This is a genomic window from Microcoleus sp. S13_C3 (genome assembly GCF_036700905.1).
Classification (GTDB): domain Bacteria; phylum Cyanobacteriota; class Cyanobacteriia; order Cyanobacteriales; family Microcoleaceae; genus Microcoleus.
Genome location: NZ_JAUBPT010000181.1, coordinates 1 through 15,494, shown reverse-complemented (window position 1 = coordinate 15,494; position 15,494 = coordinate 1). Strand labels below are relative to the sequence as shown.

The 15,494-nt window shown below is 46.4% G+C and carries 12 protein-coding genes and 1 pseudogene; 5 read left to right on the top strand and 8 right to left on the bottom strand.

What is annotated here, in order from left to right:
- Nucleotides 1–265: 265 nt before the first annotated feature.
- Nucleotides 266–2,110: a polysaccharide biosynthesis/export family protein gene (locus tag QUA16_RS31490; protein ID WP_333108230.1), complete on the bottom strand. Its 1,845-nt coding sequence runs from the start codon at nucleotides 2,108–2,110 to the stop codon at nucleotides 266–268.
- 333 nt (nucleotides 2,111–2,443) lie between these two features.
- On the opposite strand from QUA16_RS31490, the gene QUA16_RS31485 reads away from it, so the two are divergent.
- Nucleotides 2,444–3,133 carry a class I SAM-dependent methyltransferase gene (locus QUA16_RS31485; protein WP_333108229.1) on the top strand — a complete coding sequence of 230 codons (690 nt, stop codon included), beginning with the start codon at nucleotides 2,444–2,446 and terminating at the stop codon, nucleotides 3,131–3,133.
- A 132-nt stretch (nucleotides 3,134–3,265) separates the two neighbouring features.
- Here QUA16_RS31485 and QUA16_RS31480 read toward each other — a convergent pair whose 3' ends face one another.
- The 4 genes from QUA16_RS31480 to QUA16_RS31465 form a co-directional block, all read right to left on the bottom strand.
- Nucleotides 3,266–3,535 carry a type II toxin-antitoxin system RelE/ParE family toxin gene (locus QUA16_RS31480; protein WP_333108228.1) on the bottom strand — a complete coding sequence of 90 codons (270 nt, stop codon included), beginning with the start codon at nucleotides 3,533–3,535 and terminating at the stop codon, nucleotides 3,266–3,268.
- Nucleotides 3,535–3,789, bottom strand: coding sequence for a hypothetical protein (locus QUA16_RS31475; RefSeq protein WP_242716968.1), 255 nt, complete (start codon nucleotides 3,787–3,789; stop codon nucleotides 3,535–3,537). Before QUA16_RS31475 ends, QUA16_RS31480 begins: the two co-directional genes overlap by 1 nt.
- Nucleotides 3,790–3,942: 153 nt before the next feature.
- Nucleotides 3,943–4,164 (bottom strand): hypothetical protein, encoded by a 222-nt coding sequence (locus QUA16_RS31470; protein ID WP_333108227.1) that lies wholly within the window; start codon nucleotides 4,162–4,164, stop codon nucleotides 3,943–3,945.
- Nucleotides 4,165–4,334: 170 nt separating this feature from the next.
- A complete protein-coding gene (locus tag QUA16_RS31465) occupies nucleotides 4,335–4,538 on the bottom strand; it encodes a hypothetical protein (RefSeq protein ID WP_333108226.1) in 204 nt (67 codons plus the stop codon).
- 364 nt (nucleotides 4,539–4,902) lie between these two features.
- On the opposite strand from QUA16_RS31465, the gene QUA16_RS31460 reads away from it, so the two are divergent.
- The 4 genes and pseudogenes from QUA16_RS31460 to QUA16_RS31445 all read left to right on the top strand — a co-directional run.
- Nucleotides 4,903–5,541 carry a histidine phosphatase family protein gene (locus tag QUA16_RS31460; protein WP_333108225.1) on the top strand — a complete coding sequence of 213 codons (639 nt, stop codon included), beginning with the start codon at nucleotides 4,903–4,905 and terminating at the stop codon, nucleotides 5,539–5,541.
- A gap of 147 nt (nucleotides 5,542–5,688) precedes the next feature.
- Nucleotides 5,689–6,456, top strand: coding sequence for a YebC/PmpR family DNA-binding transcriptional regulator (locus QUA16_RS31455; protein WP_333108224.1), 768 nt, complete (start codon nucleotides 5,689–5,691; stop codon nucleotides 6,454–6,456).
- A gap of 32 nt (nucleotides 6,457–6,488) precedes the next feature.
- Nucleotides 6,489–8,711, top strand: coding sequence for a restriction endonuclease (locus QUA16_RS31450; protein ID WP_333108223.1), 2,223 nt, complete (start codon nucleotides 6,489–6,491; stop codon nucleotides 8,709–8,711).
- A gap of 50 nt (nucleotides 8,712–8,761) precedes the next feature.
- Nucleotides 8,762–8,956, top strand: a pseudogene (locus QUA16_RS31445) (YebC/PmpR family DNA-binding transcriptional regulator); the annotation flags it as partial.
- Nucleotides 8,957–8,965: 9 nt separating this feature from the next.
- Here the strand turns inward: QUA16_RS31445 and QUA16_RS31440 are convergent.
- The 3 genes from QUA16_RS31440 to QUA16_RS31430 form a co-directional block, all read right to left on the bottom strand.
- Nucleotides 8,966–9,568: a Uma2 family endonuclease gene (locus tag QUA16_RS31440; protein WP_333108222.1), complete on the bottom strand. Its 603-nt coding sequence runs from the start codon at nucleotides 9,566–9,568 to the stop codon at nucleotides 8,966–8,968.
- Between the two features lie 247 nt (nucleotides 9,569–9,815).
- A complete protein-coding gene (locus QUA16_RS31435; protein ID WP_333108221.1) occupies nucleotides 9,816–11,690 on the bottom strand; it encodes an adenylate/guanylate cyclase domain-containing protein in 1,875 nt (624 codons plus the stop codon).
- Between the two features lie 159 nt (nucleotides 11,691–11,849).
- Nucleotides 11,850–15,158, bottom strand: a complete 3,309-nt coding sequence (locus tag QUA16_RS31430; RefSeq protein WP_333108220.1) for a PAS domain S-box protein — start codon at nucleotides 15,156–15,158, stop codon at nucleotides 11,850–11,852.
- Between the last annotated feature and the right edge of the window lie 336 nt (nucleotides 15,159–15,494).

The following is a 15,494-nucleotide window of genomic DNA, read 5'->3' as shown; positions in this document are numbered from 1 at the left end:
TCTCATTCTCTCCCGGCGCGGTGGCTCTAGTTCTTCTTTTGCCACCGTTCTCATCTTTGGCTAGTCTAAACTACAGATATTTTGAATTACCCCTTAACAACGCGCAATTTTTCTGAGATAATATGTGTTTAAATTATTACTTTTAATTTCTTCGGTGCGGACTTGAGGTGTGTAGTTGGAGCTTAACGACCCCTATCAATTTTTTTGGAGGGAGGACTGAAGTCCTCACTACAAAGTTATAAGGGTTATTTTACCTGACTAGATATCAAGGAGTAGTTGTCGTAGTTTGTGGCTGCATTTGCTGCGGCTGCTGATTCTGGAGCTGAAGTTGCTGCTGTTGAATCAGAAGCTGCTGATTCTGAAGATTTATTTGCCGCTGTCTGTCTTCAAGTTGCAAGCGTCTGTCTTCTGCTTGCTGCAATCTATCTTCACGTTGTATCTCTCTTTCTAGCTGTCTGTCTTCACGTTGCTCTTGTCTGTCTTCACGTTGTTCGCGAATCTGTCTGAGCTGATTTTGCCGCTCGAAATCCCCTCCCAAAAATAAGTTTTGAAAAGCGTTGATAGTTGCTTGAAACCCCGTAAGAACGCCGCTAACAGCGCTGATCCCAGTTGCAACTCCTGTTATTGGCTGCAAGAATCTGTTGATATTGTCTGCTACCCTAGCATAGCCCGATCGCGCTACCAGAATCACATCGTTGTTGCGGAGAGTAGGGTTATTATTAGGATTCAAGCCTTGAGCAAAATCCACCTCGATCGTGCGGCGAGAAACAGTACCGTTGGGGTTCAAACGCAATAGTTCTACCTTGTCTTTTTTAGCCCGCAATTGATTGAAACTGCCTGCGGTCAGCAAAGCTTGGTGCAGCGATGTACTAGGCCGCACCTCCAAAGCCCCAGGCCTAATTACTTCTCCTACAATATTGATGCTAATCGCGTTCGGAGAAAAACTGCTATTGGCGACTTGAGAAACTTCAGCCAAGTCTACAGTAGCTGCTGTCGGGATAATTACGCTATCTCCTTCTTGCAGCAAAATATCTTGAGTTGCGTCGCCTCTTTGCAGCAAATCCCACAGATTTACCATGATAGTTTGTTCATTGCCACCTCTGACTCGGCGGCGGATTTGCACTCGGCGAATGTCAGCTTCTGTAGTGATACCACCAGCAATTTTCAATGCTCTAGTTATCGTTGGTAAGCCCACAACTGCTCCTTGCTGTTGGTCGATAGATACAAAACTCAACTCTGTTTGTTGGTTGCTCGATCGCACATCCGAAGCAAATACAGTATAAGGCCCCGGCCGGTTCACTTCCCCGACAATTACCACGCCAATTGGTTTAGTAATATCAGCGGAAAAATTAGCACTGGCTCTTTGACGGACTTCTTCAGTATTAAGGGCACTTGCTGTCGGTACAAAAATTGTATCTCCATCTCGAATGGTAACGTCTTGACGCAAATTTCCCGTCTCTAAAAAATCCTGCAAATCAACAGTAGTAACTTGCTCCGGCCCGCCTCTGCGGGGACGGCGAATTTGGACATTTCGCATATCTCCTGCTGATGTCACCCCTTTTGCAAGTTGCAGCATTTCCATCAAAGTCGGGAATTTTACTCCTCCTCCATCTCTAGTGGGATTAATCTTGTAGGAACCCGGGCGAGTAACTTCACCCGCAAGACCTATATTTAGGGGGCGAGCGACCATCAGAGTCACGGTAACAACGGGAACATTGATGAAGGGTTCGTATCGCTTGGTAATTACGTTAGCGGCTTGTTCCAGCGTCAACCCTTGAATTGAGACGCTGCGAATGATTGGCAAATTGAGCGTCCCGTCAACTAACACTTGATATTCTCTGCTGAATTCAGGGACGCCGAATATCTCTAAAGCAATGCGATCGCCAGACCCTAAAGTATAAGCTGCTTCTTGCGTCAGCGAACCAGAATTGCCGATCGCCGGCAAACTCGAACCCGCAGGTGGCGGCGGCGGTACTCTCGGCCTGTTTGGGTTCCTAGCGGGCGCAGGAGTTCTGACGGCAGGCAACTGAGCTATACTGGGCAGCGAACTCAATAGCACCAGGAGTGCTGACAAACTCAGACTTGTAGCGGTTTGAACGTTATGTTTCATCTTTCTTTCCTGGTGGCAGCCTGCCAATGAACAAGAGCAATTTAGCTAGTTGATTTTAGTTTATTTTCCCTGCTGTCCAGTGTAGCCTCGCTTCGCTGCAAAATCCACAGGTGGAAGCATAAAAATTGTGCGATCGCACTTAACTATTTTGTACCTTGTTTGTAAAGAAAGTGTAAAGCCCGCCAAGTGTTCTCAGGATTAGGATCTCGTTTGACCAAAATTTTTCATACATAACTCGATATACAAATCAACCCGCCACAGAAAGGAGATAGGAAAAAACCACCCTGATTTGAGGTAAAATGTTAAATAATTCTCTCTGCAGGACAAAGACAAGTGTCACTAAAATTGGATAAAGTAATTCCCTGGGGACGCTGCTTGGATGAATACATAGGAATGTTTAGCTTGACCTCAAGTGACCTCAAGCTAGCAATTCTTGATTGTGCGGGCGGCCCGGCGAGTTTCAATGCCGAAATGACTCGCCAAGGTAAAAAGGTAATTTCTTGCGATCCAGTTTATCGGTTTACTGCGGTGGAAATTGGCGATCGCATCCAAGAAACATATCAAACTGTGATTGACGGTGTTAAAGCCAATTTAGACGGCTACCTGTGGAATAATTTTGAATCGCCCTACCAGCTAGGCGAAGTGCGAATGAAGGCGATGCAGGAATTTTTAGAAGATTTTCCATCAGGTTTGCAGCAAGGTCGATACATTAATGCTGAGCTGCCAGTTTTGCCTTTCGAGAACGGTCAATTCGATTTAGCTTTGTGCAGCCATTTCTTATTTGCTTATTCTCACCTGCTTTCCGAAGAATTTCATCGGTCAGCAATTACAGAAATGTGTCGGGTTGCGAAGGAAGTCCGCGTCTTTCCTCTATTGCAGAGTTTTAGCGGGGAAGAATCCGATCGCTTAAATCCGATCGTCGCCGAATTGAAAAAGAGAAATTTTAGTGTAGAAATTCAAGAGGCTCCTTATGAGTTTCAAAAAGGCGGGAATAAGATGCTGCGAGTTAGGGGGCGAATGTAATTCGCGGCTGCGGAGGGCATGGCAATTTGCGATCGCTTATTTCAAAAAAATTAGATAAGCTAAGCATAAGGTCCTGCCTCATCTTGGGGTTCGCCAATCGCACGCTGGACTGCATGGCGAATGTGGATAATCTCACCGTTGGTATGGGTTGATCGTCAAAAATAGTGAATAGCGATACGTGGTTTTACCACTTCCATACAGAAGCTGGCGAATCTCTTGGCTGAAAAACGCGTTTTCACGGGCTAAAACACAACGACGCGGCATTTCTTTCAGTGAGGAAATCGCTTTAATCAAACCCTGATACCATGCTTGAGCGCGTTCGGGAGTCGTGAATTGGGAAAAGTTCAGAAACGCTGCATCAGCTTCAGATTGAGCTGTACTGGAAAAGTCAATGCGATACATTATGCTTCCAAAGAAAGTCCGTATTTCTGGTTTTGTCTATCGACAAACTCTTCCAGAGTAGAAAACTGACCCCGATCGAAGTCATCAAGTCCGCGTTGAATCCCTTCTAATGCCTCGAAGAAATCGCTTTCATCAAAGCTAAGTCCGAACGCGATAACAGCTAGGGTAACGCTGGTTATATCTTGTCCTGTACTTTCCGCCCGTTGGCGCAGCAGTGCTTCGATTTGGGGGGGTAAGGTGAGTGTAAGAGTCATAAAAGTTATGATGAATGGTTAACTTTATTTTCTAACTTTATTTTGGCATAGGTAGCCAAAACGATCGCTCCCTAGACTATCTGCCCATTGCTTAACCCGATCGTGCTCTTCGGCCCGTCTTGTTTGTTTGGTAATCTTGCAAGGCTGCGAGACTCAAGGCGATCGTTCCTTCTTCGCTGAGGGGTTGAAACTCGTTTGCTGTGTCAATTTCTCCCCACTGATATCCCTCCGTTTCCTCAGCAATTTCTGCGATTGTTCAAAGTCGCTGAGATCAATACCGTTGGACTGATTCAGCCATGAAAGCACGATCGCCTTAACCGAATTGCTGGGCATGGCTTGAATTTGGGCGTGGAGTTGCTTTATAGATTGAGCCATTCGACAATACAGAGTGACTGGTTTAATTTTAGCGCCGTGTCAAATAGTTGTGGAACTATAACGCACAGTTTCAGCATATTTTTGATAATTTTAAAATCCATGTTAGAGTGGATGCTTGAAAAAACTGCCGCACGGATAGAGGGACGAGCTTATTTCTCAGACACTACGTTTTATTTAGTAATTCTCATCAAAAACCGCAGAACTTCATTCACTGCTTCAGAATCTGGAAACATCTCTGCAACATCCGGTTCTAAACGAATATTTAGACCACCAAAGGTCAAAGGTCGGGAGTATCTCATATTTGCAACAACACTTCTTTCTTCTTCCTTCTGACTCTTTTCTCCTGGCTCCTGACTCCTAACTCCTAATTCCAATTTCGAGCTTTGCTGCTTTCATTGAGATGCTCCCCCAAAGGTCTTTCGTTCAGAGCCTACCGTTCTTCTTACATACAACTTCCTCAAATCATATTCCGATCGCAGTTCATCGTTCATCCCTATTGTATTTTTATTCATAAACTTCAATATCTTTAATATACAGCATATTCCATGTAGATGTGGTACACATAATCTTCTCGTCAGTAAGGTGCGTCGCCCTCAAAAATCTGCAAGTTATATCTAAGATATCGCAGCGACGCACCCTACGGATTCACTTTTTATCATCCCAATCGAATTTCATAAAGAACCCAAATCAGCATCTTTGATATAATATTAAACTTAGAAGTAAAACTCAAACCAACTCATGCCACAAACAGTCTGGATCGCACGACACGGAAACCGCATCGACTTCGTTAACCCCGACTGGTTTCTCACCGCAGAACACCGCTACGATCCCCACCTTTCCGAAGACGGTCACGTTCAAGCTAAACAACTCGCCAATCGCCTCAAAGGAGAAGGAATTTCTCATATTTTTGCTTCCCCTTTTCTGCGAACTGTCCAAACAGCAAATCACGCGGCAGAAGCTCTCGATTTGTCAATTAAACTAGACTGGGGACTGTGCGAATGGCTAAATCCTGAATGGATGACAGAAATGCCAAAAACTGAGTCCGTCGAAGCTTTGTGCAGGCGTTTTCCCAGGATTGATGCTTCCTACAAAGGCGGTATTGCTAATTATCCCGAAACTGGGGAAGCTTGTCTCAAAAGGGCGGGGGAAACTGCTAAACGCCTCGCGGCTGAGTTTCCCGAAGATATGTTATTGGTAGGTCACGGTGCGTCGGTTTTAGGAACTGCGATCGGGCTGGCGGGCTGTGCTGAAACGGAAATTAACGCTTCTTTGTGCTGTTTGGTGAAAGTGGTGCGGGGTGAGGGAGAATGGTCGATCGCACTTAATGGCGATACTTCTCACCTGACTGACTCTGAAACCGTTATCCGATTTAATTAAAGTTGAGATTCGTGCGAAAAATCGCATTCTATGCTATGTGTGTAAGGTGCGCTGCCCGGTGCACCCTACGTTAATCTGATTAGTCCGAATCAGGGTGTTATTCTTTAATCTCGATCGCACATTTTAAATCGAAAATCTCAAATAGGTATGGCTGGACACAGTAAGTGGGCGAATATTAAACGCCAAAAAGCTAGAGTTGATGCCGTTAAAGGCAAGGTTTTTGCTAGAATATCTCGCGAAATTATTGTCGCGGCCCGCAGCGGAGTTCCCGATCCCGCTGGCAATTTTCAACTGCGGACGGCTATAGAAAAAGCCAAGGCGGCGAGTATTCCTAATGAAAACATAGAAAGGGCGATCGCCAAAGGTGCCGGCTTGGCGGGAGGAAGTTCGGATTTAGAAGCTATTCGCTACGAAGGTTACGGCGTTGGCGGGGTTGCTATTCTGATTGAAGCGCTGACAGACAATCGCAACCGCACAGCGGCTGACTTGCGAGAAGCTTTTACTAAAAATGGCGGCAACCTGGGCGAAACTGGTTGTGTGGGCTGGATGTTTGACCACAAAGGGGTTTGTACGGTACGCGGCCCTATTGATGAGGAACAATTGTTTGAAGCGTCGCTAGAGGCGGCTGCGGAATCTTATGATTTGATATTAATTGATGAGGACACTGAAGGTGCAGAGGTATTTACAAGTGTGGCTAATTTGGAACAACTGGCTGATGTTTTGAAACAAAAAAAATTTGCTGTTTTGCAGTCGGAAAATCGCTGGATTCCGAGCAATACAGTGGAAATAGATACTCCTGAAAAAGCTCGATCGCTCCTTAAGTTAATGGATGCACTGGAAGATTTGGACGACGTGCAAAGCGTGACGGCTAATTTTGAAATGACCGATGAATTGATGTCTTTGAGTATGGTTTAATGCTTTAAAGATGAGGGATCGGGATCGTCCTGTTGGCACTGCAAAAGACGAAAAATCGCCAGCGGGACGATCGCGCTACACTATTACCAGGAAACGAATCCCCATCTGTACACGAGGGGGGAGTGTCAATCCAAGGAATTGCTGAAAAAGCTGCATTGAAAATCTCCACCCACAGTAAAGCCATGCTAGACAACGAAAGCAAAATAGACAGCACCCACTCACCAGAAGTTCTCTCAGCAACCGAAGTATCAGAAACCAAGGATCGATCCAAATCGAATGTGCCGGCTAAACCAGAGGATACATCCAATTGGTTCGGTTCCGTTTTCGGAGCCGTCTCTGCAAGCGCGAGTGCGGTGGGGAGTGCGGCGGCGAGTGCTGGAAGTGCGATTGTTGATACGGCGAGTGCGGTGGGGAGTGTGGCGGCGAGTGCTGGAAGTGCGATTGTTGATACGGCGAGTGCGGTGGGGAATGCCGCCGGCACTGCTGGAAGTGCGATTGTTGATACGGCGAGTGCGGTGGGGAATGCAGCCGTCAGTGCTGGAAGTGCGATTGTTAATACCGCGAGTGCGGTGGGGAATGCAGCGGCGAGTGCGGGAAGTGCAGCAATGCAAGTTCCCAATTTTTTTGGTTCATCCCTAGTTTTTATTTCGCAGAGTCCTATCCTGAAAAAACTGACCCAAAAGTTCAAAATCGACTGGTTAGTTAATGCTATAGATGCTGTTGATGTCGTAAATGCCGAGGCGCAAGTTCGAGAGTTACAGCGCCAATATCCTCACGAGAAACCTCAAGAAATCGCACATCACTTGATGGTGGAAAAAGCCTTGCTAGCGGCAGGAAGTGGCTTGGTGAGCAGTTTAGTTCCCGGCGTGGCTTTGGCGTTGTCTGGCATGGATTTAGCGGCAATGACGGCGTTATCTGCCGAGTTGGTTTATCAAATTGCTGCCGCCTATGGCATGGATTTGCGATCGAGCGATCGCAAAGCAGAAGTTGTCGCTATTTTTGGTTTGTCCTTGGGTAGCAATTTAGCGATCGAAGCTGGAGTTACGCTTGTCAGCAATATTCCCTTGGCGGGTGCGGTAATTAATGCTAGCGCCAGTGCGACAATGATTTACGCGCTGGGATACGGTGCTTGTCGGTTTTATGAAGCGCATCTCGATTCCTCGCAAATCGAAACCAAGCTCGAAGATTTACAAGAGGTATTGCAAGCGGAAAGTGAGCAATATTTAGAGACAGCGATCGCACAAGAAACGGTGATGGATTGGATTTTGGTGTATGTCGTCTATGCCAGCAAAAAATTCACCCGATGGGATGAGTTATTACCGGAATTACGAGCGGCGAATTTAAATCCCAGGACTTTAGCTGAGATTGAAGCTGTGACAAATAAGTCTAAATTACTTCCCAAGTTGGATATTTTACTCGAACAACTTGAACTCGACTTTGCCGAACCACTTTTAAAGCGATGCACTGAGATCGTCGAGGCTGACGGTGAAATTAATCAACAAGAGGGGAAAATTTTGCTGACAATTCAACGGGCTGTTTTGAGCAAAAGAAAGCAAGCTCAAAAGCTAGCCCAGCAAACTTCGATCGAGGATGGGGTATCGGAAGCCACTGAAGCACAAACTGAAGTCCAAGCTGAATCACAAATTCCCTCTTTATCTTCTGATTCTCCTTCTACTAATAAGTTGAGTTCGAGTATGATGCAAAAATTCCAAAAAATCATAAAAGTTGTTGGGCGCTTAGACGTGCCAAAGATTGCGAATTTAATAGATACTGAATCACAAGCTCCCCCCTTATCTTCTCATTCTCCTTCTACTAAGTTGAGTGCAATTCTGCTGAAAAAATTCAAGCAGATTTTAGCAGGTTCTACGCGGTTAGAAGTGGCAGAGATTGGGTATTTAATCGATCAGGTCGATCGCATGACGGGAGAAGAGTTTGAGGAATTTTTAGCCTGCTGTTTCCGCAATCTCGGTTATGCGGTCGAAATGACACCCAAAACGGGGGATTTTGGTGCGGACTTGATTCTCTCTAAAGCCCGCAAGAAAACCGTTGTCCAGGCAAAACGCTATCAAGGAAAAGTGGGAAATTCCGCCGTGCAAGAAGTGGTTAGTGCGGTTAAGTATTACGGGGCGCAAGATGCGATCGTTATTACAAACAGTATGTTTACATCCAATGCTCATAAACTGGCTCACGCGAATGGGGTACAACTCTGGGGAAGAGAACAGTTAATTGATTTAGTGATTCGAGCTAAAAAATAAGGTATCTATGAACCAAGAATCCCAGTCTCTGAAAGAGCGGGGAGTGTCATTTGAAACACAAAAACTTGGCAGTTTTGCAGTCGGAAACTCGCTGGATTCCCAGCAATACAGTGGAAATAGACACTCCTGAAAAAGCTCGATCGCTCCTTAAGTTAATGGACGCACGGGAAGATTTGGATGATGTGCAAAGCGTGACGGCGAATTTTGAAATGACAGATGAATTGATGTCTTTGAGTATGGCGTAACGATCTAAATCACCAGATTTTTGCCATCCGCAAGACAAATCCCGGTAACTCTGGCTCGCCGCTGACTGTTTCAGGATTATCCAAGATTTCAGGTTCGCTATCGGGACGGTAGATGTAGACTTTTCTGTTTTTGCGATCGAGCAAAAAGCCGAGTGATACACCGTTCTCAATATATTCTTGCATCTTGTTTTGCAATCCCTTGAGAGTGTCACTAGCAGACCGCAATTCAATCAAAAAGTCTGGACAAATCGGTGCGAATGAGGCTTTTTGTTCTTCAGTTAAGGCATTCCAGCGCTCTAGTTTAATCCATGAGGCATCGGGGGATCGGGTTGCTCCATTCGGCAAGGTAAAGCCTGCACTGGAGTCAAACGTTTCACCTGTGCCATCTTCTTCTGCCCAGTTCCCCAATTGTACGGCAATCTTAAAGTTGCGGTTCCCTGTATCTGAAAAGGCTGGTGACATAACAATAACTTCCCCACTGGCTGTACGTTCAATTCTCAAATCGCGATTGACTAGACAGAATTCATAGAACTGTTCAACAGTCATCGATTCGCTCCCAGGGAGATTGACCGTCATTGGGACGCTTTGGGTTTGAATTAGCAGCGTCGTCATGGTTTTTCCTCATTGTGGTGCAGGTGTGACAGAAGACCTTGAGCTTATTATATCTTAGGATCGCGAATTAAATAATTTACACATATTTGTGGGATGGGCGTCCCGCCCGTCCAGAAAGAACGGGCGGGACGCCCATCCCACAAGAACAATAAAAATTGTAAGTTATTTAATTCTCATTCCTTAGTTTAGCGATCGAAAGTCTTAGTCGATCGCGGATTCGGAGGCTTGTATCCGTTTTTGGGCTGGATTAATAATCTTTTTTCCCAGTCAGTAAATAAGTAACCATGTATCCCTTGCCCTTAACTTGAATGGCGCCACGCTTCTGAAAAGTATATTTATCTTTTAATATCTCGTAGGTTTCGGCGGTGACTTGAATGCAGCCGGTAATCCCGTGGGATTCCATGCGCGAAGCAATATTTACTGTGTCGCCCCAGAGGTCGTAAATAAACTTTTTTAAGCCGATCACGCCGGCAACGACTGGGCCACTGCTAATCCCGATCCGAATGCTGAAAGGTTCCGAATGTTCTAAACTTAGCAGCCGAATTTCGTGCAGCATATCGATCGCCATGTTCGCAACCGCCTCGGCGTGATCGTCTCTGGGCGTAGGCAAACCGCCGACAACCATGTAAGCGTCACCAATAGTCTTAATTTTCTCCAAACCGTGGCGATCGGCCAAGTGGTCAAAAGCCGAAAAAATATCGTTGAGCACTTTCACCACCGCCGTCGCTGAAATTCTCGACGAAAGCTCTGTAAACCCCACAATGTCGGCAAACATCACAGTTACTTCCGCAAAACTTTCCGCGATATTGTGTTCATTGTCCTTCAAACGCAGGGCGATCGCAGCAGGCAAAACGTTTAGCAGCAGTTGCTCGGATTTAGCTTGTTCGAGTTCCAACTGTAGGTAAGCAGCTTGCAACTGTTCGGCTTGGCGAATTCTTTCTCGGGCTAGCTTTTCGATTTGGGCGGTGCGACTCAAAGCTGTCAGCATATATGTCACCGGAATCAGAGTCCACAGCATCCCCATCGTCAGAGTTCCCCAAGAGCGCCAGTGCTTGCGAATCCGGCGAATTTCCGGCGTAGCCGACACGTACATAGACCACTGGCGGCCGCTAATTTTCAGCCGCCTTCTGCAAGCTGTATAGTTCGGGCCTGGATTGTCAAGAATCGGGCAGTTTTGCATGAGGGATGGTTCCGCAGCGGCTGATGCTGGAAGCACTTGTTGGCTCTCGGATTGGAACTGCACCGCAAATTGCTGAATTTGCCTCTGAGCAAGGAGATTTTTGAGAACCGGGTTGGCCCTTTGCGGTAACAGCGACGCTGCTTGTTGCTTGTCTGGAGCCTCGCTAACGAGATAAATATTGAGGTAGTCGGTATTGCGTCCTTTTAAAGAGGTTTGGAAAATATCTTTGCCTCGAAATACGCCCAGAACAAATCCTTGTAGCAGTTGGCGACGGGATTCCAGGGTAGTCGGTTTACTGCTGTTTTCGTAAATCGGAACTATGGCTAAAAGACCTGGTTCCGAGGAATTGCCCTGAGTTAAGCCGATGTAGTTGGTGACAATCATTTCTCCTGTATCGCGCCCTCGATCGAGCCCGGCGCGGATTTCTGGGTGGGAGGCGAGGTCAAAGCCTAATACTATCTCGTTTCCGGCTGGTGGTTCGACGTAGAAAGCCGGGAAGTATTCGGAACGCTGGAGAGCCTTGCGGAGTTCTCCTCGCGGGCCGCGCTCTGTAATCTCGAAGCTGGGCTCTGTTTCGGTTCTAGCTTTGGTTTCGTAGTTGCGCCGCTGCGAATTGGGGACGCGGGGGGCCCAAGCCAGGAGTTGCAGGCTGGGGTGGACGGCTAGGGGACGGGCGACAAACCGGGCAAAAGAGGAACGCTCGACGGCGCTGAAGGCTTTCATGTAGTCGCTGAGGGCCAGAACAGTATCTAAGTCGGAGTTGAGCTGGCGTTCGATGCCGATCGAAATATCGTCGATGCGGCGCTGCATTTCGTAGTCGCGGCGCTTGTCTTCCCAGTCCCAAACCAAGGCGAATGCTAGGATCGACAGTCCGACACCCAAAGCCAGCGTCAACCCGGCTGGAATGTAGCGAGACCAGGATAAAGGTAGTTTTTTCAGCATAATTGCCTAGCGAATAAGGGCAGCAGATTAGCACACCGCTGAGTGGGATTTATTTCGGCCTCTGAGTGCGGTTAATTCAAAACCCTGATAACTCAAGCACCGACGGCAATTGGGAATTAAAAGTTAGATATTTAAACTTTTAGATTAATGGACGATCGCTCAGCAGGGGATTTCAATCCAGAATTCCGCTCCCTGTCCGGGCGCTGAGATGCACCGCAGGCTTCCCTTATGTTTTTCTACCACAATCTGATGGCTGATGGATAATCCTAAGCCGGTTCCAGCCCCTACGGGCTTGGTGGTGAAGAACGGGTCAAATAGCCGCTTGCGAACCTCTTCGCTCATTCCCGGGCCACTGTCGGCGATGCAAATTACAATGCGATCGCAATCACTGAGCTGGTTTTTACTGTGGCTTTTCATGCCAGCTTTTTTCATGAGGGTGCGAATCACGATCGTCCGAGGTTCCCGTTGGTTTTCTAGAGCGTCGATCGCATTGCTGATAATATTTAGAAATACCTGGTTTAACTGACCCGCACAACAGTAAATTTTGGGTAGTTTTCCGTATTCTTTAATAATTTCAATCCCGTTTTTTATACTGGTATGATGCAATCTGTGCTGCAAGATTAACAGTGTACTGTCAATTCCTTCATGAACGTCTACCAACTTCATTTCTGATTCATCCAGTCGCGAAAAATTCCGCAGCGACAACACAATATTACTGATTCTTTCTACTCCTACTCTCATGGAATTTAGCATTCGCGGCAAGTCTTCCTTCAGAAAATCTAGCTCTAACTCCTTAACTTTTTCAGCAATCTGAGGTACTGGGGACGGATAGCATTCCTGGTAGAGACTTAACAGTTCAATTAAATCGTGAAAATAGTTGTAAGTGTGAGAAATATTGCCGTTAATAAAAGTTGCGGGATTGTTGATTTCGTGGGCAATCCCAGCCACCATCTGACCGAGACTCGACATCTTTTCGGATTGAACTAATTGGATTTGAGCGTTTTGTAGTTGTTCGTAGGCTTCTTGCAATTGGGCGGCTTGTTTTCTTAATTGAGATTCGGAAGCTTGGAGTGCGGCGGCGGAAATTTTGCGGTTCGTGATATTTTCAATCATCCCTAAGTTGTAAATAGGTTTTCCTTCACCGTCTCGAATCAAAGTAGCTGTCACATTTACCCAAACAATTTTACCTGTAGCGGTAATCTGGCGGAGTTCGATTTGATAGTGAGTAATTTCGCCCCGATCAAGAGAATCAGCAACTTGGAGATTTTTTGGATAATCTTCTGGATGCCCAAGTTCAATAAATGTTTTGGCGAGCAATTCGGCTGCGGTATATCCCAGCATTTCGCAGTAAGTTTTATTAACTCTCACTAACTTGTTATCATCTAAATTAGCTAAGTAGATAGCGATGGGTGCATCTTCAAAAATTGTGCGAAATAGTTCCTCGCTGGCCCGGACTTGAGCTGCTAGGGAAAGCCTATCGGTGATGTCTTCAAACGTAGATAAAATGCCGACAACATTGCCGGAATTGTCGTGTAAAGGTATTTTATTTGTATCCAGACAGCACTGGGTGCCGTCGGCTTGCATTTTGGATTCTATGATGTGATATTCTGGGGTATTGGTTGCCATGATGCGGCGGTCGCAGGCTCGAAAAAATTCTGTTTCTTCCGGCTTCCAGGGCATATCGAAGTCGGTGAGACCGGCGATTTCACTGGGGTGATTGAAACCTGCGACTTTGGCAAAATTTTTGTTGCCTCCCAAGTAAAATAAATCTCGATCTTTCCAGGCGATTAACTGAGGAATGTTATTGATTACCAACCACAGCATTTTTTGGGATGTTTCCAAGGCTTCCGTGCGTTCTAGGACGCGCTTTTCCAGTTCTTGATTGGCTTGTTGCAGGGCGATTTTTGACTCGCTGAGGGCGATTTCTGCTAGCTTGCGATCGCTGATATCGATTGTCACCCCCTCCCACAGTATATCGCCCCCAGGCTGCATTTCGGGGCGGGCAATGCCGCGAATCCATTTCACTTTTCCCGATCCGGTTACGATCCGCCCTTCATATATCCAAGGTTTGAGAGTTTGGCCGGAAATTGCGATTGATTCTAACAGAGTTTTTAGGTCTTCTGGATGCACCGTTGACCACATTAAATCAGACTTTTTTTGAACTTTTTCTGGATCTAATTCGTAGAGTTCCCAACAGCCTGAACTGAGATAAATAAATTCATCGGAACCGTCGAGATGCCGCAAGTATTGATAAATCATTCCGGGCACATTGGCGGCCATTTTTTGGAATCTGGCTTCGCTTTGCCGCAGTGCTGATTCTGCAAGTTTGCGATCGCTAATGTCAATCAACACGCCGTCCCAAATAATGTCACCTTTTTCGCCCTGTTCTGGCCGGGAAGCCCCGCTAACCCACTTAATCCGATCGCCCGGAAAAACAAATCTGCCTTCCCACCGCAAAGGCTCTAAAGTTCTAGCTGAGATAGCAACAGATTCCTGGAAGCTTGGCGCATCGTCTGGATGAATCATTTCGATCGCGGGAATAGCTGAGTTTTGGAGTACCTCTGGTTCTAATTCCCAGAGTTCGCGGCAGCCGGAACTGACGTAGGGGAATGACATAGTGCCGTCTGCTGCTAACTGAAATTGATAAATCATTCCCGGAACGTTGGCGGCTAGTTTTTGAAACCTCGCTTCGCTTTGCCGTAGTGCGGTTTCTGCTTCTACGCGATCGGTAATATCGTAAAATGCCGATAAAATTGCGGCTTCGCCATTAAAATTAATCGCTCGCATCGACATTTTTACCCAAAAAAAACTGCCATTTGCTTTCTTGAGGCAGATTTTTTCGCTGTCACTAAAGCCGTTTTGTTTGACTAATTCTAGCAATTGACGGCGGTCATTGATATTGGCATAAAGTTCAATTTTTTTGCGTCCTACAAGTTGTTCGGAACTCAAACATAAACTTTCTCCGAGGGCAGGATTTGCATACAAAATTACGCTGTCTTCTTGGCGCGTAATTAACAGGGGAACGGGAGTCGTGCGGGCGATAGCCCGCAATCTTTCTTCGCTTTCTTCCCTGGCTGTTTCGGCTGCTACTCTTTTGGTAATATCGTTCTGAACTCCGATAAAATGAGTTAATTCTCCGTCATTGTCGAGAATGGGGGAAACCATTAATTCGTTCCAAAAAGGACTTTTGTCTTTACGATAATTTTTGAGAACTACCTGAATTTCCGTTCCCGCTTGCAAGCTGCGGCGGAGTTTATTTAATTCGGCCTGATCGGTATCGGGGCCCTGCAAAAATCGGCAGTTGCGTCCAATAACTTCTTGGGTACTGTAACCGGTTAGTTTCTCAAAAGCAGGATTGCAGTAGATTATAGGTGTGTCAGGCTTGCGAGCATCCGCGATGAGGATGCTGTTGCTCGACGCTGCGATCGCCCGTTCTAGGAGAGACAGGTTGAAAGAGTCTGTTGTCATCTGTAGCAATATTCACGCTCCTTCGGAGCGGACAGAACAATAAAAAATTATAAATAGCTTGAGGTATTCCTATTTTACGATCTTATTTTTAACTCGCGGGCACGGGAATTCCCCCACTATAGCTGTACTCAGCTTAGTGGCAGGATGAAAGGCAGGGCAAGACCGAAACCTAAGCATGACCAATGCCAACGGCGAGGGAGATAGAGAGTTGAGGGATTGCCACACTATATAAAGCAACATCGAAAGAGCTTTACTAGATTGTCGGGTGAGGTTCGAGAGTCACCTCTGTCCCCTCCCCTAAGAACGCAGCATGAGAGTTTCCAACTCACTGCGCTC